Here is a 19,718-nt window from a genome sequence, read left to right as displayed (position 1 = left end):
CAGTTGCCCAGGTGGCCGCTGCCGATGCGCTGCAATCGGCCCTGATCGATGCCGAGGCCGACCCGGCGGTGGCGGGCCTGGCCGTCTACGTCGTGGGCGGCGCCGTGCGCGACGCCCTGCTGGGGCGCCCCGCGGGCGACCGCGACTGGGTGGTGGTGGGGGCCACGCCCGAACAGATGGCGGCGCGCGGCTTCACCCCCGTGGGGGGCGATTTCCCGGTGTTCCTGCATCCTCGCACGCACGAAGAATATGCGCTCGCGCGCACCGAGCGTAAATCGGGGCGCGGCTACCATGGCTTCGTGTTTCATGCGGGGCAAGCGGTCACGCTCGAAGAAGACCTGCGGCGCCGCGACCTCACCGTCAATGCCATTGCCCAGGCGCCGGACGGCACGCTGGTCGATCCGCTGGGCGGGGTGGCCGACGTGCGTGCCCGCGTACTGCGGCACGTGGGCGACGCGTTCGTCGAAGACCCGGTGCGCCTGCTGCGCCTGGCCCGCTTTGCCGCGCGCTTCCACGATTTTTCCATCGCGCCCGAGACCCTGACGCTGTGCCGCCAGCTGGTGACCAGCGGCGAGGTGGATGCCTTGGTGCCCGAGCGGGTCTGGCAAGAGTTTGCCAAGGGCCTGATGACCGCTCATCCCGGGCGCATGCTGGCGGTGCTCGCCGAGTGCGGGGCGCTGGCGCGCGTGGCCCCCGGCCTGGTCTGGGATGCCGAAGTGGCCGCTGGCCTGCAAGAAGGGGCGTCGCCCGCGCGTGGGCTGGATCTGGCCCAGCGCTATGCCCTGCTGTGCTGGAAATCCGCCGCCAGCCTGCAAGATCACCTGCGCGTGCCCACGGCCTGCCGCGACCTGGCGCGGCTCCTGCCTGATGTGCTGCAGCGGCTGCGGCGTTTATCGGACGCGGCTGTGGCGTCTGCCATACGTGAGGCACCCGCCGGCGCGGAAACGGCTGGGATCCGGGTAGAAGCAGCGCGGGCCGCGCAGCCTGCCGCGAGGCCGTCTTGCAGCCACGATCTGGCAGAGCAGCAACTGGATGTGTTCGAAACGTGCGATGCGCTGCGTCGCCCCGAGCGTTGTCTGGCCTTGCTGGCAGCGGCGCAGTGCCTGCAGCCGTCGATCGCACTCGATCATTGGGCGCAGGCGTTGCAGGCCGTCCGGGGTATCGATGCGGGCGCCATCGCGCGGGCCGCGCGCGGCCAGCCCGAGGAAATCCGGGCCCGGCTGCGTGTGGCGCGCTTGCAGGTGTTGGGCACACTGACGCCCGAATCGAGCGGATAATGGCGGGGCGTTGCGCGGCATGGCCCTGCCGCGCGCCGCGCGCAGGCTTGTGCCGTATTCGCGGTGCCCTCGTGTCCGGATCAGCGCCCTTTCCCGGCCTGGTCGCGCGATCGCCGGGCGATCCGTGCGCTGCACGCTTGGCTTGATCCGCTCGTTCATCCGCTTTTATCGTGTATTGCTCCATGCCTGCTTCCGTTCACCCGCTTTCCGCTGCCGCCGTGGCGGTGGATCAGCCGATTCTGGTGTTTGATTCGGGCATCGGCGGGCTGACCGTACTGCGCGAGGCGCGGGTGCTCATCCCCGAGCGGCGCTTTGTTTATGTGGCCGATGACGCCGCGTTTCCCTATGGTGGCTGGGCCGAGGCCGATTTGCGCGCGCATCTGGTGCGGCTTTTTGGCCGCCTGCTGCGCGAGCACGCGCCGCTGCTGTGCATCGTGGCCTGCAATACGGCCTTTACCGTGGCGGGGGCCGCCTTGCGGGCGGCCTACCCCGACATGCGCTTCGTGGGCACGGTGCCCGCCATCAAGCCGGCCGCCGAGCGCACGCGCTCGGGCCTGGTGTCGGTGCTGGCCACGCCGGGCACGGTGCGCCGCGAATACACGCGTGGCCTGATCCGCTCGTTTGCCGCGCGCTGCCAGGTGCGGCTGGTGGGTTCGCCGCGCCTGGCCGCCCTGGCCGAGGCCTATGTCCGTGGCGAAAACGTGCCGGATGACGCCATCCGGGCCGAAATCGCCCCGTGCTTCGTCGAGACGGCCAGCGCGCGCACGGATATCGTCGTGCTGGGCTGCACCCACTATCCGTTTCTGGCGAACGTCTTTCGCCGTCTGGCCCCCTGGCCGGTAGACTGGCTCGATCCCGCCGAGGCCATCGCCCGGCGCGCCCGCAGCCTGGTGCCGCGTATCGAACAGGCCTTGCACCCGGATGCCGCCGACGAAGCGCGGTTGACCGCCGGCCCGGCGGACTTTGCCACGCGGCGGCTGATGAACAGTTTCGGCCTGCGGGTGTCCTGATCCCGGCTTTCTGAGCCCGCCGGACGGTCGGCAAATGCAGGCGGCGCGCCAGGGGGCTCGCACGAGCCCTGGACAAAGCGCATTGTGCTGCCAGGCCGGTTTCACTTAAAATTCAGCGGACTATAAAAATTTTCGTATCCGAAACAAACATGATCCCAGACCTGATTTCCACTGCGCAGGCAGCCGACATGATGCAACTGACGGAACAACGGGTTCGTTCTTTGCTCAAAACCGGGAAAATCGAAGGCCAGCAGATCGGCAAGCAGTGGGTCATCAGCCTCGATCATCTCCAGAAATACTTGTCCAATCCCGAACATCGCGTCAATCCCACGGATCGAAACAGAACAGAGACGGGCGCTGGCAAGCCGGGTTTCGTCGCCCTGAGCTTTTTTTCCGGGGCGATGGGGCTGGATCTGGGCCTGGAGGCGGCGGGCATCGACGTGTTGTTGGCGTGCGATCTGGACAAATCGTGCCGCAAGACCATCGTGGCCAACAAGCCCGACATCGGCCTCCTTGGGGACGTCTGGGATTATTCAGCCGAACAGATTCGCGCGGCGGCGGGGCTGGGTGCGTCTGACCAAATCGATCTGATCGTGGGGGGGCCTCCGTGCCAGTCCTTCAGTACAGCGGGCGCCAGAAAAGGCTTGCGCGACAAGCGCGGCAGTGCCTTGATCCGCTACGTCGAGCTGATCGAGCAGCTGCAGCCGGAATACGCGGTGCTGGAGAACGTCCGGGGGCTGTTGTCCGCGCCGCTGGTGCACCGTCCGCATGCCGAGCGCACCGCTGAATGGCGCGTGAGCGCCGATGAACAGCCGGGCGGGGCGCTGTTGCTGATCGTGCAGCGCCTGCGCGCCGCGGGGTATGCGGTGTCGTTCAATCTCTATAATTCGGCAAATTTCGGCTCGCCCCAGGTGCGCGAGCGCGTGGTGCTCATTTGCCACCGGGGGCAGGACGAGCTGCCCTATCTGACGCCCACGCATAGCGACGATCCGAAATTCGGCCTGCCCCGGTGGCGCACCTTCAAAGAGGCGGTCGCGGGCCTGGATGCGCAAGGGCAGGATCACCTCGATTTTCCCGAGAAGCGCTTGAAGTATTACCGCATGCTCGGGCCTGGGCAGTATTGGAAAAACTTGCCCGTCGAACTGCAGAAAGAAGCGCTGGGAAAATCGTTTTTTGCCGGTGGCGGAAAAACCGGCTTCTTGCGTCGGCTGGCCTGGGACAAGCCGTCGCCCACGCTCGTGACGCATCCCGCCATGCCGGCAACCGACCTGGCGCATCCCGTCGCGCCCCGGCCGCTGAGCATCCAGGAATACATGCGCATCCAGGAGTTTCCCGACGACTGGGTGTTGTGCGGCTCGCTATTGGAACGATACCGGCAGGTGGGCAACGCGGTGCCCATCGGGCTGGGGCGCGCCATCGGCAGGCTCATCCTCGACCATCGCGCTGGTCGGCAGATAAAACAGTATCCGGATTTTCCGTATTCCCGGTATAAGGACACGGCGCATGCGCGCTGGCTGGGCAAGCACGAGCCCTTGCACGGCAAGCGCCCTGCGGCGCAGCCGCGCGCCGAAAACCTGGAGCTGTTTGCCTGAGCCCGTCGCCTTACAGGCGGTCGCGGCGGTCGCCCCGGGAAAAGCCCAGCAGCGGGCCATCGATGTCCCGGCCCACGGCCAGTACCTTGAAAAGCTCGCCCATTTCCGCTTCGCCGGTCAGCAGGTTCAGCGCCGTCAGTTCGCGGGCGCGGGCGGCGGGGTCGCAGCCGGGGGCGCGGATCAGTTGCACCAGCCCGCTGTTCATCAGAAACCGCGCCTGCGACGTATAGCCCAGCACGTCCAGGCCGCCTTCCAGGGCCGCGTCGGCCATGGCGGTGAAATCGACGTGCGCCGTGATGTCCTGCAGGCCGGGCAGGATCAGGGGCTGGTCGTGAGCGTGATGCCGAAAATGGCACATCAGCGTGCCGTGCAGGCGCTGTGGATGGTAGTACTCGGCTTGCGGAAAGCCGTAGTCGATCAGCAGGGCCGCGCCGCGCCGCAGCCATTGGCCCATCTGGCGCACCCAGGCCTCTGCCTGTTCGTTGATCTCCGACAGATACCCAGGCAGCGGCGGGACGCGGGACCGCACCTTGGTCGCCAGGGGCTCTGGGGCGGGGCGTGTCGCCCAGGCAAACGGGCTGGCGGCTTGGGGGGCCGGATCATGCGTGACCCCAAGCTGCCGCAGCTGCCCGTGCTCGTCCCACTGAAAGAGAACGGCGGGCATGGCATCCAGCACTTCGTTGGCCAGCACACAGCCTGAGAACCGGGCGGGCAGGGCGTCGAGCCATTGCACCTGGCCGCGCCACCAGCCAAGCTTGGCCTGTTGGCGGGCGCGCAAATCGGCGGAGAGTTCGAGAATTTGATAGTGCGCCTGGATGCCCAGGCCTTGCAGCGCCGGGATCAGGGCGGCGGCCAGCGCGCCGGAGCCCGCGCCGAATTCCAGTACCGTGGTGCTGCCGCTGGCTTGCAGGATCTGCGCCACCTGCGGGGCCAGGGCCTGGCCAAACAGCGGGCTGATTTCGGGCGCCGTGGTGAAGTCGCCCTCGCGCTGGAACTTGACGCTGCCCGCGCTGTAATAGCCCAGGCCGGGCGCATAGAGCGCGGCCTGCATCCAGGCGTCAAAGGGCAGCCAGCCACCCGCCTGCCGGATGCGTTCGATGAGCATGGCCTGCACGCGGGCGCTGTGCGCCAGCGCATCGGCATCGGGTTCGGGCAGGCCGGTGGGTGTCTGGATGATGGGCAGTGCATTCATGGGGCGCAAGCATAACAGGCGGGCGAATCCCCTGCCGCCTGGGCCAGCGCGCTGCTCGATGCAAAGCGATTCAGGGCACGCCGACATCACTCGGCGTGCCCTGAATCGTGGCGGGAAAGATCAGGCGAAGCGGGGGCGCGCGGCGGGCTTCTTGTCTTGCCCCTGGCGCGCCTGGCGCTTGAAGCCGGGCTTGAAGTCGCTCTTGAAGCCGGGTTTGTCGCCGCGGGCGCTGCGCTCGGCGTGGTCGCCGTGGGCATGGCGCGGGGCGCGCGCCGGGCGGGTGTCGTCGTCCGAGCGGCGCTCGTCGCGTTCCCAGGGCTTGCGGGCGGGGCGGGCCGCGAAGCCCTGGCCGCCGTCACGCTCTTTGTGCCACGGTTTGCTGCCGGCGGCATCGCGCGCCTTTTGCCAGGGCTTGTCGCCACCGGCCACATCGCGCGACTTGTGCCAGGGCTTGCCACCTTCGGCCGCGTCGCGTGACTTATGCCACGGTTTGCCGCCTTCGGCTGCATCGTTGGCCTTGTGCCACGGCTTGCTGTCGCCGCCGTCCCGCTGCCAGGGCTTGTCGCCCCCGGCGCGCGGGGCAGCGTCGTCGCGTTCCTGTTGCCAGGGTTTGCGGCCCTGGTAGCCGCCGGGCTTGCCTTGGTAGCCACCCGGCTTGCCGCTGTGCGGACGGCCCTTGCTGGGGCGGTCTTTCCAGGTGGGACGCGGGGCGCGCTGGGGTTCGAGCCCGGGGATGGTCTCGGTGGGGATCGACTGGCCGATGAACTGTTCGATGCGGCGGATCTTGTGGCGCTCGGCGGTGACGGCCAGCGTGATGGCCTGGCCGTCGCGTCCGGCGCGGCCCGTGCGGCCGATGCGGTGCACGTAGTCTTCGGCCTGCATGGGCAGGTCGTAGTTGACCGCGTGGGTGATGGTTTGCACGTCGATGCCGCGCGCCGCCACGTCGGTGGCCACGAGCACGCGCACGCGGCCCTTTTGCAGCAGGCCCAGGGTGCGGGTGCGCTGGCGTTGGTTCATGTCGCCGTGCAGGGCCGCCGTGGCAAAGCCTTCGTCGGCCAGGTGTTCGGCCAGGTCGTCGGCGCCGCGTTTGGTGGCGGTGAAGACGATGGCCTGGTCGAGCGTGGTGTCGCGCAGCAGGTGATCCAGCAGGCGCAGCTTGTGGGCGCGGTCGTCGGCGTACAACAGGTGTTGCGTGATGTTGGTGTGCTTCTGGTGCGCCGAGGCGATCTCGATGCGCTTGGGATCGTGCATCAGATTGGCCGCGAGCTTGGCCACCGTGCCGTCCAGCGTGGCGGAGAACAGCAGCGTCTGGCGTTCGTTGGACGTCGCGCCGACGATGGTTTCGATGTCTTCGATGAAGCCCATGTCCAGCATGCGGTCGGCTTCGTCGAGCACCAGGGTCTCGACGGTGGACAGCTTGACGCGGCCCGCCTGCAGGTGATCGATCAGGCGTCCCGGCGTGGCGACGAGCACGTCCACGCGGCGCGACAGCGACTTGATCTGCGCGCCATAGGGCATGCCGCCCACCACGGTGGCCACGCGCAGGCCGTCCAGGTGCTTGCCATAGCCCTTGGTGGCGTCGGCCACCTGCATGGCCAGTTCACGCGTGGGGGCCAGCACCAGCACACGCACGCCACGGCCGCCGGGGCCCATGGTGTGGCTCAGGTGTTCCAGGGCGGGCAGCATGAAGGCGGCGGTCTTGCCGCTGCCGGTCTGCGACGACACCATCAGGTCGTGGCCGGCCAGGGCCTGCGGGATGGCGGCGGATTGAACGGATGTGGGCGTGTCGATACCGAGTTCGCGCAGGGCGGACACGAGCTTGGGGCCGAGCCCCAGAGAGTCGAAAGACATGATTTCCTTGGGCCCGCGTGTGCGGGCAATGTGCCAGGGGGCGCTGGAGGATGGCCCCATCAGGTTGCTGCTGCGGATGTCTGCCGCAGAGAACAGTCGCATGTGCCGACCGGATCAACCTAAATGGCACAGTGGCGGGGCGGGCGCAAGATGGGCTTTTCGCTCGGGGCGAATGCCAGGCGCCGGACGCCGGGTGCGAAACCAAGGTCAGGAGGTCAGAAAACAGGCAATCCGCCATTATGCTAGGGATTTACCCTGATAGCAAGTATTTTGATGATGTATTGTTGGTGCAACGTGAGAATGTCCGCCCCTGGGCCCCAGACCCCGAGCCCCGAGCCCCAGCGGTTTAAGTTTCAAGCATGGCTGCCGTTACTCTCGTCACCAAGAATTGTTTTGTGATTGCAGACAGGAAGCCGTGCCGATGATGCCCATGGATCATTTGTTTCTGACCGCCGCCGACGGCACGGACTTCATTCACGGCACCTATGATCCGGGCCTGGTGTTCCTGTCGTTTCTGGTGCCGGTGTGCCTGTCGCTCATGGCCTTGCATACGGCGCACATCGCCCTGAGCACCCAGAGCCGCTCATACCGGCACGTCGCCATCGGGATGGGGGGGGTCGCCCTGGGGGGCGGCATCTGGGCCATGCACTTCATCGGCATGCTGGCGTTCACGCTGCCCGCGCCCGTGTATTACGACAAGCCGCTGACCGCCCTGTCCCTGCTGCCCGGCTGGGCGGCGTCGTGGCTGGCGCTGTACGTGCTGTCGCGCGATCGGCTGTCGGCCCTGCGGCTGGTGACGGGCGGCGTGCTGATGGGGGCGGGCATCGGCCTCATGCACTACACCGGTATGATGGCCATGGTCACGCCGCTGACGATGCGCTACGACCCCGTCATGTTCGGCTTGTCCATCGTGGTGGCCGTGGCGCTCGCCATGCTGGCGCTGTGGATCCGGTTCGGCCTGCGGCGCACGCGCATCGATGCCCGGCTGCGGTTCGTACTCAGCGGCCTCGTCATGGGGGTGGCGATCGCGGGCATGCACTATACCGGTATGGCGGCCTCGCGTTTCCTGGGCGAGCCTGGCGTGGCCGACCGCAGCATCCGCATCGGGGCCACCTACGGCGCGCTGGCGCTGTCTTCGCTCACCATCACCATCGGCGTCCTGGTGGCCGCGCTGAACGGCCTGATCCACACTCGCGAGCTGTACCGCGAGGTGGAGGCGAGCAAATCCCGTTTGCGGGCGATCGTCGATACCGCCGTCGATGCCGTCATCACCATGGACGGCTACGGCACCGTGCAGGAGTTCAGCCGCTCCGCCGAACAACTGTTCGGCTATCCGGCGGCGGAAGTCGTGGGGCGCAACGTCAACATGCTGATGCCCGAGCCCTACCATTCCGCCCACGACGGTTATCTGCGGCAGTACCGGCAGACCCGCGAACGCCACCTGATCGGCGTGGGCCGCGAGGTCACGGCGCTGCGCAAGGACGGCAGCGAGGTGCCCGTGCGGCTGGCGGTGGGCCAGGTCGAGCTGCCCGGCGATGAATTGCTGTTCGTCGGCATGCTCACGGACATCAGCGACCGGGTGGCGTTGGAAGCATCCCTGCGCGAGACGGCCGAACGGGCTGAGCAGGCGGCCTCGGCCAAGAGCTTCTTCCTGGCCAATATGAGCCATGAAATCCGCACCCCCATGAACTCCATCATCGGCTTCACCGAGCTGCTGCTCAAGACCGACCTGAGCCCCGCGCAGCGTGGCCACCTGGACACCATCCGCCAGTCTTCGCGCAGCCTGCTGCGCCTCTTGAACGACATTCTCGACACGTCCAAGCTCGAACATGGCCACTTCGATCTGGAAGAACGGGATTTCTCGCTGAAGCACCTGGCGTTGCAGATCGAGTCGTCGCTGCGTCTGGGGGCCCAGGCGCGCGGCCTGTTCCTGCGGATCCAGTACCCGGCGACCATGCCCGAGTATTTCCGCGGCGACACGCTGCGCCTGCTGCAGGTGCTCACCAATCTGGTCGGCAACGCCATCAAGTTCACCGAGCGCGGCGGCGTGACGGTCGACTTTTCCTACGAGCAGGCGTGGGTGCACGTGCGCGTGGCGGACACCGGTATCGGCATGACGCCCGCCCAGGTGGCGGCCATCTTCGACCCTTTCACCCAGGCTGACGCGTCGATCAGCCGCCGCTTTGGCGGCACGGGGCTGGGCACGACGATCGCCCGCCAGCTGGTGCAGGCCATGGGCGGGCGCATCGAAGTGGACAGCCTGCCGGAGCAGGGCAGCACCTTTCACGTACACCTGCCGCTGGCGCTGGGCGTCCGTCCGCCGGAGGCCCCCGTGGTCAACGATGGTGCCAGTCTGCCACCCCTGCGGGTGCTGGTGGCCGACGACGTCGAACAGAACCTCGAACTGCTCACCCTGATCCTGCAGGCGCGCGGCCATCAGGTCAGCGTCGCGCGTGATGGGCAGCAGGCCGTTGAACGTTTCCTGGAAGATCGGTTCGACATCGTGCTGATGGACGTGCACATGCCGGGCACCGACGGCTTGCAGGCCACGCGGCAGATGCGTGAGATCGAGCGTCGGCAGCAGCGCCCGGCCACGCCGGTGATTGCCCTGACGGCCAGCGTCATGGCCCACGATCGCCAGCAGGCCCTGCAAGCGGGGATGAACGGCTTTGCCGTCAAGCCGCTGGACGTGCCGCGCCTGTTCGAGGAGATGGTGCGCGTGCTGGACGGGCGCGAGGCGCCCGCCGCGCAAGACTGGCTGCCCGCGCCCAAAGACCTCTACGTGGACTGGGCGCGGGGGCAGGCGCTGTGGGGCGATCGCAGCCGCCTGATCCGCAGCGCCCTGGCCTTTCTGGACGAGGCTCCGCTCAAGTACCCCTTGCCGTCGGACGCGGCTCCGGACGCCGGGGAAGAGACCCTGCGCTTCAGCCTGCATGGCCTGCGCGGGGCGGCGGGCAATTTGGCGCTGGCGGCCTTGTCTGGCCGGGCCGCCGACCTGGAAACCCGCTTGCGGTCGGGCGACCGGCCGGGCGTGCTGCACGGTCTGCCGGGCTTGCGGCAGGTGATGCAGGCAACGCGGGCAGCCTTGCAGGCCGCCGCCACGCACCAGCCGGACGCGCCCGCCGCGGGCGCCGCGCCGGTGCTGTGTTCGCAGGCGGAGCTGCCTGCCTTGATCGAACGGCTGCAGACCGTGCTGGCCGGCAATGAACTCGACGACGCGCTGCTCGAACAGGCCTGCGCGGCGATCCGGGCGCGGGGTAACCCCGACCAGGCCCGCGAACTGCAGGCTGCCGTCGAATCCTTCGAGTTCGTCCGCGCACAGGATCTGCTGCGGCGCATATCGGCGGCGCTCGCCCCGGGCGAGCCCGCACCATCAGAACAAGAGGTCTGAACGTCATGTCCCACCCTTCCAACCGACAGATCGATGCCCGGCGCGCCCTGCTGCTGGTCGACGACGAACCCACCAACCTGCAGGTCTTGCGGCATACGCTGCAGGACGAGTACCGCCTGCTGTTTGCCAAGGATGGGGCCACCGCGCTCGAGCTGGTGCGCAAAGAGCGCCCCGATCTCATCTTGCTGGACGTCATGATGCCGGGCATGTCGGGCCACGCCGTCTGCCAGGCGCTCAAGCAGGATCCGGCGACGCGCGGCATCCCCGTCATTTTCGTGACGGCCATGAGCGATGCCGATGACGAATACCACGGCCTCGAACTGGGCGCCGTCGATTACGTCACCAAGCCTTTCAGCCCGGCCATCATTCGCGCCCGCGTGCGCACGCACCTGTCGCTGGTCGCGGCCGACGAGGTGCGCGATACGCGGCTGCGTATCATCCAGTGCCTGGGGGCGGCGGCCGAATATCGCGACAACGAAACCGGCATGCACATCATCCGCATCAGCCACTTTGCCCGCTGTCTGGCGCGGGCCGTGGGCTACGACGAAGCCGAGGCCGATGACTTGCTGCATGCCTCACCGATGCACGACGTGGGCAAGATCGGCATTCCGGACGCCATCTTGCTCAAGCCGGGCAAGCTCACCGACGACGAGTGGCGCATCATGCGCCGGCACCCGGCCATCGGCGCGCAGATCATCGGCGACCATCCGTCGCGCCTGCTGCGCATGGCCGCCACCATCGCCTTGCGCCACCACGAGAAGTGGGACGGCAGCGGCTATCCGGATGGCCTGGCGGGCGAGGCCATCCCCCACGAGGCGCGCATCGTGGCGTTGGTGGATGTGTTCGACGCGCTCACCAGCGTGCGCCCGTACAAGCGCGCCTGGCCGGTGGACGAGGCCCTGGCCTACATCCGCGCGCAAAGCGGTCATCACTTCGACCCGGTGCTCGTCGAGGCCTTCATGGGCTGCATGCCCGAGATACTCGACATCCGCCAGCGCTGGGCCGATCACATCGAAGCGCCCGAGGTAGAGCGCTGCTGAACGGCCGGTTCCGGGCCCCTTTGTGGCCGGTGTCCGGCATCGTTTGTCGGAAGACGGCCGCGGCGCCGTCGTTGCGCGGGCGGGCTCAGGGTGAGGCCAGGCCGCCCGGCCTTGCAGGCAAGGGGATGTACGTTTCAAATTTGCTGCGATGCGTGGCAAAGAAGCTGCGCACGTTGCGCACGCGCGGGTTGCCCGTGAGGCAGCGCAGCGCCAGCGCCTGGTAGGCGGCCATGTCGGCCACCTGGGCGATCAGGATGAAGTCGGGGCCGCTGCTGACGCGGTAGCACTGCTGGATGGCGGGCTCTTGGACGAGCACGGCCTCGAAGGCATCGAGCTGATCGGCCGACTGCGCATCCAGCGACACTTCGATGATGGCGGTCAGGCTCGCGGCCATCCGGGCCGGGTCGAGCAGCGCCACCTGGCGCTCGATGATGCCGGCCTGCACCAGGCGGCGTACGCGGCGCAGCGTGGTGGGCGGCGAGGCGTGCACGAGCCTGGCCAGCGTCTGGTTGGTCTGGGCGCTGTCGCGCTGCAGCTGGTCGAGAATGCGGCGGTCGAGCTCGTCGAGTTCGATGGGGGCGGGCAGCGTGTGCATAATCTTGCGTATGAAAGATAATTTCACACTAATTGTATGAAGAAATCAGATTTCATATAAGTCTAAAAATAGAAATCAAATTTCTTGATGCTCACGCCACAATAGCAGCTGCATGCCGCCTTCCGTATCTTGGAGGCTGGCGAACCTCTACTCAGGAGCCTGATTCATGTGTGGCATCGTCGGCGCCGTGGCGCGTCACAACATCGTTCCCATTTTGCTCGAAGGCCTGCGGCGCCTGGAATACCGCGGCTACGACTCGTGCGGCGTGGCCGTGCACACTGGCACCAGCCTGTTGCGCGTGCGCAGCACCCAGCGTGTAGCCGAGCTCATGGCCCAGGCGGCGCAAGACCAGGTCGAAGGCCTCACCGGCATCGCCCACACCCGCTGGGCCACGCACGGCGCGCCGCTCACGCACAACGCGCACCCCCATTTTTCCGGCCCGGAAAACGGCGCGCCGCGCATCGCGCTGGTACACAACGGCATCATCGAAAACCACGACACCCTGCGCGCCGAGCTGCAGGCGGCGGGTTACGTCTTTCACAGCCAGACCGATACCGAAGTCATCGCCCACTTGGTCGATCACCTGTATGACGGCGATCTGCTGGCCGCCGTGCAGCAGGCCACGCGCCGCCTCGAAGGCGCCTACGCCATCGCCGTGTTCTGCGCCCAAGAGCCGCACCGGGTGGTGGGCGCGCGCCAGGGCTCGCCCCTGGTGGTAGGCTGCGGCGAAGAGGGCAATTATCTGGCGTCGGACGCGCTGGCGCTGGCCGGCACCACCGACCAGATCATGTACCTGGAAGACGGCGACGTGGTCGATCTGCAGCTGTCGCGCGTGTGGGTGAGCGACGCCTCGGGCAATACCGTCGAGCGCGCCGTGCATACCGTGCAGGCGCACACGGGCGAGGCCGAGCTGGGCCCCTACCGCCACTTCATGCAAAAAGAAATCTTCGAGCAGCCGCGCGCGGTGGGCGACACCCTGCAGGGCATCGATTCTGTCATGCCCGAGCTGTTCGGCGACGGCGCGCACGCCGTCTTCAAGGCCATCGACAAGGTACTCATCCTCGCCTGCGGCACCAGTTATTACGCCGGGCTCACGGCGCGCTACTGGATCGAATCGCTGGCGGGCATCCCCGTCAACGTGGAAATCGCCAGCGAATACCGCTACCGCACCAGCGTGCCCGACCCGCGCACCCTGGTGGTGACGATTTCGCAGTCGGGCGAAACCGCTGACACCTTGGCCGCCCTGAAGCACGCCCGCAGCCTGGGCATGGCGCACACGCTCACCATCTGCAACGTCGCCACCAGCGCCATGGTGCGCGAGTGCAAGCTGGCGTTCATCACGCGCGCCGGGGTCGAGATCGGGGTGGCGTCCACCAAGGCCTTTACCACGCAGCTCACGGCGCTGTACCTGTTGACGCTGGCGCTGGCCCAGACGCGGGGGCGGCTGGACGACGCCGCCGAGCAGCAGGCCATCAAGTCGCTGCGTCACCTGCCCGCCGCCGTGGCCGCCGTGCTGGCGCTCGAGCCGCAGATCATCGCCTGGTCCGAGCGCTTTGCCAGCAAAGAAAATGCGTTGTTCCTGGGGCGCGGCATGCACTACCCGATCGCGCTCGAAGGCGCCCTGAAACTGAAAGAAATCAGCTACATCCACGCCGAGGCCTACCCGGCGGGTGAACTCAAGCACGGCCCGCTGGCCCTGGTGACCGACGCCATGCCGGTGGTCACGGTGGCGCCGCATGACGAACTGCTGGAAAAGCTGAAATCCAATATGCAGGAAGTGCGCGCGCGTGGCGGCGAGCTGTATGTCTTTGCCGACGCCGATTCGCAGATCACCAGCGCGCCGGGCATGCACGTCATCCGCATGCCCGAACACTACGGCAAGCTCTCGCCCATCCTGCACACCATCCCGCTGCAGCTGCTGGCCTACCACACGGCCTGCGCCCGTGGCACCGACGTGGACAAGCCGCGCAACCTGGCCAAGAGCGTGACGGTGGAATGATGGCGGTGGCGCGCCGCCCGGTACGGTCGGCGCGCTGTCGTCAGAACGCGACTTCGCACGCACCGCCGACGCAGGCCTGGCTGGCCAGGGAATCGGCGGCGGTGTAGCGGGGTTCGCCCAGGCGCTGGGCGAAATCGATGGGCCGCAGCGTGTTGAGGATGCCCTGCCACTTGTGCAGGTTGTAGCAGTCCTTCAGGCAGAACGAGGTTTGCAGGCCGTCGCCGCCGAAGTAGTTGCGGGCAAACTTGGCGAAGCGGCGCACCCAGTCGCGCTTGAGCAGGTCGCTGGCGCCGTCCGACAGCGTCAGCCCCTGGCCCAGCGCCGTGTCGCAGGCCAGCCAGAAGTTGTCGTTGAAGGCATGCAGGCCATCGACGATCAGGCCCGAGGCGAACATGGCGCCCTGGCCATAGCGGGCGATGATCTGCTCGGCGGTGAAAATCTGCGTGAAGGGCGCCTGCGGATAGGCGCGGTCGCCATGCGCGGCCAGCAGCGAGATGCCGGCAAACCAGGCGCGGTTGTCGAAGATGTATTGCTCGACTTCGTCCCAGTCGTCCACCGTGACGGTGTTCGAGACGTTGTGGCGCAGGCGCGGGTCGCGGCACAGCGCGGGGTCGGTGCCGTGGGCGATCCAGCTGCGCTGCACTTTCTTGACGTATTCCAGTTGCCGCACGCCCAGCAGCTGTTCTTTGTAGATGGAGCCCGCCTTGGGGATGAGCGGAAACGCCACGACGATGTCCTGCGGGTTCCAGACCGACGCCTGGCACATGTCGGGGTTTTCGGCTTGCAGCAGGCGCGCCACTTCGTCTTGCGCGTTCATCTGCACGTGGCGCAGGTAGCGCGGCGCGTGTTCGCCATGGATGCCCGAGGCCGTGCCCAGCAACACCGAGGCATTGCCGCTGGGCTTGACGCAGGTGGTGCGCGCCGCGGCCCGGATGCCCAGCAGTTGCGCCACCCGCCGGTTGGTGGCGCGCACCAGCTCGGCGCCTTCTTGCAGCAGGGCTTCGTTGAACAGCACCTTGGGGTTGTTCATCCAGCCGGTGATCGAGACACCGATGAGCGCCTCGCGCTCGGTGATCTGGCGCGAGGCCGGGCCCAGGTACGTGAACTCGGTATAGCCCGCCTGCAGGGTGCCCAGGATGGCGGCTGCCTGGCAAGCCTGCAGGAAGGTTTCGCGCGTATCGCAGGCGGCACCGTTGATTTCCGACAGATTGCAGAACTGAAAGCCGGTTTCACCCGCCTCGCTGATGGGGTACAGGCCGATTTCCACGCACGGGTTGAAGCCGAAGTCGAGGTTGTCGGTGAAGACGAAGCCTGGCTCGCCGTAGTCGCGCACCGAATGCATGATGCGCGCCCATTCGTCGCGCGTGAGCTGGTCGCGCTGGATGATGACCGAGTTGTTGCTGCGCCCGCGCTGCGGGTTGGCGACGAACCAGTTGCCCGTCTTGGCGGCCAGCATGTCTTCGTCGTCTTTGTCGAACAGGCAGATGGTGGCCGAGCGGCGCACGCCGCCCGAGAGCACGGCATCGGCCATGTGCATGACGAAATCGTAGACGACGATGGGTGAGAGATAGCGCATGCCCTGCGCCAGCGTGCGTTCGAGCAGGGCTTCGCAGTGTTCGAGCGCGCGGCGCAGGCCGTCGGGCCCCGGGGCCTTGAAGCCGCCGCTGATGAGCGCGCCCGCCGGGCGGATGCGGCTGTAGTCGAAGTGCACTGGAGCGCCCTGGTACTGGGGAAACGTGCTGCCTTCGACGAAGTACGACGACAGCAGCACCCCGAAGGCGTCGGCCCAGCCTTCGATGCAGTCGGGTATCTGGAAAATGCGTGCTTCCTGGGCGGCGCGGGCGGCGATCGCGGGCAGCCGGCCGACGTGGCGCTGTTGCACCGAAAAGCCCACGCCGCAGCCGCACAGCAGCAGGTACATGGTCTCTTGGAAGAAGCGCGGGCGGTCGGCGTACGAAAAGCTGCAGTTGTACATCTTCGCTTCGTGCTTGCGGATTTGCTCGCCACCGAACTGCAGGGCGCGCTGCGCCCCGAGAATGAGCTGGTTTTCGTAGGCCTGCCGCGCCTGGGCCATGAGATCGGTCAGTTCGGGGGTGAGGCGTTGCGCGTATTTTTCCGCGTGCATGCGCATGACGCGCGCCACGGCCTTGGGCCAGGTTTCATACGCGCTGGCGGCGTCGTCCCAGCGGGCGTAGCCCATGAAGAATTTGCTTTCGGCCAGCATGCGCTGGCCGACGTCGGGTGCGGTGGGAGAGGTCATGAGTGGTGTGATTACACAATTTGTTGTGCTAAAAAGCAGGTCAAACACAACATATGGTATTTGAAATCACGCCTGCGATCCTTAACGCAGATCAAAGGTCGCTGCCTCGCGCATACCCGCGGTGGCATGGGCTGAAATGGTCTCGCGGTGGATGACACCGGAAGGAGGCCGGGAGATAATGAGCCCATGAAGCCCGTCACCCATACCGAACTCGATGCCCGCCTCGCTACTATCGAAGCCACGATGGACGGCAGGGTTGCGCGTATCGAAGACGCGGTCAACCGCATTGCCGCAGACAACACGGCCATTCGGGGCGGCATCGCCAGTTTGAAGGTCACGGTGGCTGTCACGGCCATTGGCGCCGTGCTCACCATCGTGTTGGGCGTGGCGGCGTTCAATGCCGCGCTGACGTCCAACATGCTGGGGGCGTTTCAGTCGGGGCAGCAGGCCGCCGCCCAGCGTTGATGCCACGTGCCTGTGGCATCGTTTTGTCCGGTGCGGCTACCCTATGTGTGGCCAAGGCCCGTCGGGCCCAGGCCGCCGGTGTGTGGACTCAGGCCTTTTTGGGCAGGTCGAGGTGCGCCGTGATGGCCAGGCGGTTCCAGACGTTGATGGCGGATATCCCCATCAGCAGCTGCACGGTTTCCTTCTCGGAAAACGCCGCCTGCACGCGCTGCCAGGTGGCGTCCGACACCCCGTGTTCGCTGATGCGGGTGACTTCTTCGGTCAACGCCAGCGCGGCCTGTTCGCGCTCGGTGTATAGCGCGGGGGCCTCGTGCCAGCCGCCCAGCACGTCGATCTTGCGCTGATCGACGCCCGCGGCCCGGCATTCGCGCCCGTGCATGTCCAGGCAATAGGCGCAGCCGTTGATCTGCGAAGCGCGAAACTTCACCAGCCCGATCAGGGCTTCGCCCAGCGAGCCCGAATGCACGTAGTGCTCGAGCGCCATCATCGGCTTGTAGGCTTCAGGGTCGACGGCGTGGATGTCCATGCGTTGCGAGATTGTCATGTGATTACTCCTGAAAAAACGTGAACGACACGAACTGATGCCGGTCGTGTCGAAGAGGGGGATGTTGTTGTGCCATCGGGGCGGCCTGGCGCCGCCGGGTGCGACGGAGGCGGCCGTGCATGGGCGCCGGTCACCGTCCGGGGGCGGGCGGGCTGGGCGGCATCAGGCGAACTTTGCCTGTGAGGCCGATTCGCACAGCCGAGCCGCTTCGTCGCTGGGAATCAGCTGTTCGAGGCTGACCAGGACGAGGGGCTGGTTGTGATGCGTGCCGACCCCCTGGATGACGGCGGCGGGCATGACGGGGTCGGCGGCGGGAGGCGGGCTGATGTCGTCGGCCTGCTGGATGGTGACGCCCGCGACCTGATCGACGAGCAGGCCCAGCAGTTGTCCGTGCAGCGTCAGAAAAATAATGCGGGCTTGCGACCGGGCATCGACGGGTGGCTGCCCCAGACGGGACGCGAGGTCGAGCACGGGGACGTGGCGCCCGGCAATGTAGCCCGCGCCCCGCACGAAAGCGGGCGCCCCCTGAATGCCGGTGATCATGCCCGCTTCGAAGCGGCGGATTTCCTCGACGGCGGCGTAATCCACGCCATAAGCGCGCCCCGCCAAGTCGAAGGCCAGAAAATCCTGTCCCAGGATGTCCAGGGCCTCACCGTGACTGTCGTAGATGGTTTCCATTGCAGACGTTGCCAAGTTCGTTTCCTGATGCCCAGTATCGTGCCTGCGTGCCGGGTCGTGGCGGGAAAAGGCCAAGGGGTCTTGATGATGGTCAATGTCCATGGCCTTGCCGATCTCCTGCAATCGCAATCGCAACTGCAACTGCAATCGTTATGTCGTTTTATGCATATTAATTCAGGTAAATGTCAGAATTTGAACATATTGATTGAAATCAATGGGCATTAACCCTTAACGATTGAAAATGATTGTGTTGGCGGTGCTACCCGCGTGAAGGCCTCGCCACGAGACCACCCCGTAATCTTTCCAGGAGCTTTCATGAAGAAAATCGCAGCGTTCGACGCCGGCCGACGCTATTGGCTCAAGAATGGCGCAGTGGCCGCAACGGTCGGCGTGGCAGCCGCCGAACTGCTGCCCGTGTCGGTGGCACATGCCCGCGCGGGTGGTGCTCCGGGGGCGGGCGCGGCCTCTCATGGCGCGTCGATTCCGGTAGACAAGCTCGAACACGTCCGCCCCACGCTGCTCAAGCCGCCCTTCGTCATGGCGCACGAGCAGGCCACCAAGGCGCCTCCGCGAGTGGTCGAATTCACCATGACCATCGAGGAAAAGCAGGTGGTCGTCGATGAAGAGCACGGCACCGTGCTGCAGGCCATGACTTTCAACGGCTCGATGCCCGGGCCCACGATGGTGGTGCACGAAGGCGACTATCTGCAGCTCACGCTCATCAACCCGGCCAGCAACACGCTCGAACACAACATCGATTTCCATGCCTCCACCGGGGCGTTGGGCGGGGGCGACCTCACCCACATCAAACCGGGGGAGCAGGTGACTTTGCGTTTCAAGGCCACGCGCAGCGGTACGTTCATCTATCACTGTGCGCCGCCCAACATGGTGCCCTGGCACGTGGTGTCGGGCATGAGCGGGGTGGTCATGGTCTTGCCGCGCGATGGCCTGAAAGACGGGCAGGGCCGACCTTTGCACTACGACCGGGTCTACACGGTGGGCGAGTTCGATCTCTACATTCCCAAGGACGAAGCAGGCAATTACAAGAAATACGAGACGCCGCTCGAAAGCTTTGGCGACACCACCGAGGTCATGAAGGGGCTCATTCCGTCCTATGTCGTCTTCAACGGCAAGGTAGGGGCGCTGACCGGTGCCAACGCCATGACGGCCAAGGTGGGCGAGACGGTGCTCATCATCCACTCGTCGGCCAATCGCGACACGCGTCCGCATCTGATCGGCGGCCATGGCGATTATGTCTGGGAAACCGGGAAATTCGTCAATCCGCCCGAGCGCAACCTGGAAACGTGGTTCGTGCGCGGCGGGTCGGCCGGAGCGGCGCTGTATACCTTCCGCCAGCCGGGCATCTACGCGTATCTCAACCATAACCTCATCGAGGCCTTCGATCTGGGGGCCGCCGGGCACTTCAAGGTGGAAGGCAAGTGGGATGACGATCTGATGAAGCAAATCCACGCGCCAGCCCCGATTCCGGCCTGACGCAGCGCGGTTTGTGGGCGGCGGCCAAGGTTGTGCTCCCTGGCCTGCTCAGGCTGTCCGTCCACGTTTTTATTGCAGGCACGGGCGCCGTCTGGCGTCTTGTGCCTGTTCGTGCCCGTTCGCGCGTGACGCGGCGCGTCGGCGGGCGGATCCCGAGGCCGCAGGGATGGCGTGGCACGCGCGGGGCGAGTCTGGCAAGATGGCGGCATGGATCGCGCTGGTCGTGATCGTCTGTCGTGTTTCAAATACGCGGTGTTCCGCTTGCTTAGTGTGCTGTTCGGTTAATACTCGTACTTAAATTTGGTGTCTGCACAGCCCATCCTGCGTTGC

General features: G+C 66.5%; 14 protein-coding genes. 8 read left to right on the top strand and 6 right to left on the bottom strand.

The features are described from left to right. Nucleotides 1-44 precede the first annotated feature (44 nt). The 3 genes from CCA01S_RS09365 (at nt 45) to CCA01S_RS09355 (ending at nt 3,879) form a co-directional block, all read left to right on the top strand. Complete coding sequence (locus tag CCA01S_RS09365; RefSeq protein ID WP_066457575.1) at nt 45-1,277, top strand: tRNA nucleotidyltransferase/poly(A) polymerase-related protein; 1,233 nt, start codon at nt 45-47, stop codon at nt 1,275-1,277. A gap of 182 nt (nt 1,278-1,459) precedes the next feature. Continuing rightward, nucleotides 1,460-2,287, top strand: a complete 828-nt coding sequence (gene murI, locus CCA01S_RS09360; protein WP_066457402.1) for a glutamate racemase — start codon at nt 1,460-1,462, stop codon at nt 2,285-2,287. A gap of 149 nt (nt 2,288-2,436) precedes the next feature. Next, nucleotides 2,437-3,879, top strand: coding sequence for a DNA cytosine methyltransferase (locus CCA01S_RS09355; RefSeq protein WP_084386649.1), 1,443 nt, complete (start codon nt 2,437-2,439; stop codon nt 3,877-3,879). A gap of 10 nt (nt 3,880-3,889) precedes the next feature. Here the strand turns inward: CCA01S_RS09355 and CCA01S_RS09350 are convergent, their stop codons facing one another. Together CCA01S_RS09350 and CCA01S_RS09345 are read right to left on the bottom strand one after the other, a co-directional pair. Next, complete coding sequence (locus CCA01S_RS09350) at nt 3,890-5,071, bottom strand: class I SAM-dependent methyltransferase (protein ID WP_066457399.1); 1,182 nt, start codon at nt 5,069-5,071, stop codon at nt 3,890-3,892. A gap of 120 nt (nt 5,072-5,191) precedes the next feature. Beyond that, nucleotides 5,192-6,922 carry a DEAD/DEAH box helicase gene (locus CCA01S_RS09345; protein ID WP_066457572.1) on the bottom strand — a complete coding sequence of 577 codons (1,731 nt, stop codon included), beginning with the start codon at nt 6,920-6,922 and terminating at the stop codon, nt 5,192-5,194. Nucleotides 6,923-7,352: 430 nt separating this feature from the next. Between CCA01S_RS09345 and CCA01S_RS15295 the strand changes: the two genes are divergently transcribed. Together CCA01S_RS15295 and CCA01S_RS09335 are read left to right on the top strand one after the other, a co-directional pair. Beyond that, nucleotides 7,353-10,313: an MHYT domain-containing protein gene (locus CCA01S_RS15295; RefSeq protein ID WP_084386659.1), complete on the top strand. Its 2,961-nt coding sequence runs from the start codon at nt 7,353-7,355 to the stop codon at nt 10,311-10,313. Between the two features lie 5 nt (nt 10,314-10,318). Further along, the gene (locus CCA01S_RS09335; protein WP_066457397.1) at nt 10,319-11,353 is read left to right on the top strand and encodes a response regulator; all 1,035 of its coding nucleotides are present in this window, start codon (nt 10,319-10,321) and stop codon (nt 11,351-11,353) included. A gap of 85 nt (nt 11,354-11,438) precedes the next feature. On the opposite strand, the gene CCA01S_RS09330 is transcribed toward CCA01S_RS09335, so the two are convergent. Continuing rightward, nucleotides 11,439-11,948 (bottom strand): Lrp/AsnC family transcriptional regulator, encoded by a 510-nt coding sequence (locus CCA01S_RS09330; RefSeq protein WP_066457395.1) that lies wholly within the window; start codon nt 11,946-11,948, stop codon nt 11,439-11,441. Between the two features lie 166 nt (nt 11,949-12,114). Here CCA01S_RS09330 and glmS point away from each other — a divergent pair, with 166 nt between their 5' ends. Then, nucleotides 12,115-13,947, top strand: a complete 1,833-nt coding sequence (gene glmS, locus CCA01S_RS09325) for a glutamine--fructose-6-phosphate transaminase (isomerizing) (protein ID WP_066457393.1) — start codon at nt 12,115-12,117, stop codon at nt 13,945-13,947. Nucleotides 13,948-13,987: 40 nt separating this feature from the next. Here glmS and CCA01S_RS09320 read toward each other — a convergent pair whose 3' ends face one another. Then, nucleotides 13,988-16,207: a glycyl radical enzyme family protein gene (locus CCA01S_RS09320; protein WP_066457391.1), complete on the bottom strand. Its 2,220-nt coding sequence runs from the start codon at nt 16,205-16,207 to the stop codon at nt 13,988-13,990. A gap of 186 nt (nt 16,208-16,393) precedes the next feature. Between CCA01S_RS09320 and CCA01S_RS09315 the strand changes: the two genes are divergently transcribed. Next, entirely contained in the window at nt 16,394-16,672 is a 279-nt protein-coding gene (locus CCA01S_RS09315) for a hypothetical protein (protein ID WP_066457390.1), read from the top strand. Nucleotides 16,673-16,760: 88 nt separating this feature from the next. Here CCA01S_RS09315 and CCA01S_RS09310 read toward each other — a convergent pair whose 3' ends face one another. Both CCA01S_RS09310 and CCA01S_RS09305 read right to left on the bottom strand, forming a co-directional pair. Further along, on the bottom strand, nt 16,761-17,216 hold the full coding sequence (locus CCA01S_RS09310) for a carboxymuconolactone decarboxylase family protein (protein ID WP_066457388.1): 456 nt from the start codon (nt 17,214-17,216) through the stop codon (nt 16,761-16,763). Nucleotides 17,217-17,378: 162 nt separating this feature from the next. Continuing rightward, on the bottom strand, nt 17,379-17,909 hold the full coding sequence (locus CCA01S_RS09305; protein ID WP_180984172.1) for a chemotaxis protein CheW: 531 nt from the start codon (nt 17,907-17,909) through the stop codon (nt 17,379-17,381). A 300-nt stretch (nt 17,910-18,209) separates the two neighbouring features. Here CCA01S_RS09305 and nirK point away from each other — a divergent pair, with 300 nt between their 5' ends. Next, the gene (gene nirK / locus CCA01S_RS09300; RefSeq protein WP_084386647.1) at nt 18,210-19,388 is read left to right on the top strand and encodes a copper-containing nitrite reductase; all 1,179 of its coding nucleotides are present in this window, start codon (nt 18,210-18,212) and stop codon (nt 19,386-19,388) included. The last annotated feature ends 330 nt before the right edge of the window (nt 19,389-19,718 follow it).

This window comes from Castellaniella caeni NBRC 101664, from assembly GCF_001592225.1.
Taxonomy (GTDB): domain Bacteria; phylum Pseudomonadota; class Gammaproteobacteria; order Burkholderiales; family Burkholderiaceae_B; genus Castellaniella; species Castellaniella caeni.
This window is presented reverse-complemented; position numbering and strand designations above follow the sequence as displayed.

Bases quoted from the DNA above. Each gene is read 5' to 3' on its own strand.
- murI (WP_066457402.1), top strand. From the start codon at position 1,460: ATGCCTGCTTCCGTTCACCCGCTTTCCGCTGCCGCCGTGGCGGTGGAT.
- CCA01S_RS09355 (WP_084386649.1), top strand. From the start codon at position 2,437: ATGATCCCAGACCTGATTTCCACTGCGCAGGCAGCCGACATGATGCAA.
- CCA01S_RS09350 (WP_066457399.1), bottom strand. From the start codon at position 5,071: ATGAATGCACTGCCCATCATCCAGACACCCACCGGCCTGCCCGAACCC.
- CCA01S_RS09345 (WP_066457572.1), bottom strand. From the start codon at position 6,922: ATGTCTTTCGACTCTCTGGGGCTCGGCCCCAAGCTCGTGTCCGCCCTG.
- CCA01S_RS15295 (WP_084386659.1), top strand. From the start codon at position 7,353: ATGGATCATTTGTTTCTGACCGCCGCCGACGGCACGGACTTCATTCAC.
- CCA01S_RS09335 (WP_066457397.1), top strand. From the start codon at position 10,319: ATGTCCCACCCTTCCAACCGACAGATCGATGCCCGGCGCGCCCTGCTG.
- CCA01S_RS09330 (WP_066457395.1), bottom strand. From the start codon at position 11,948: ATGCACACGCTGCCCGCCCCCATCGAACTCGACGAGCTCGACCGCCGC.
- glmS (WP_066457393.1), top strand. From the start codon at position 12,115: ATGTGTGGCATCGTCGGCGCCGTGGCGCGTCACAACATCGTTCCCATT.
- CCA01S_RS09320 (WP_066457391.1), bottom strand. From the start codon at position 16,207: ATGACCTCTCCCACCGCACCCGACGTCGGCCAGCGCATGCTGGCCGAA.
- CCA01S_RS09315 (WP_066457390.1), top strand. From the start codon at position 16,394: ATGAAGCCCGTCACCCATACCGAACTCGATGCCCGCCTCGCTACTATC.
- CCA01S_RS09310 (WP_066457388.1), bottom strand. From the start codon at position 17,216: ATGACAATCTCGCAACGCATGGACATCCACGCCGTCGACCCTGAAGCC.
- nirK (WP_084386647.1), top strand. From the start codon at position 18,210: ATGAAGAAAATCGCAGCGTTCGACGCCGGCCGACGCTATTGGCTCAAG.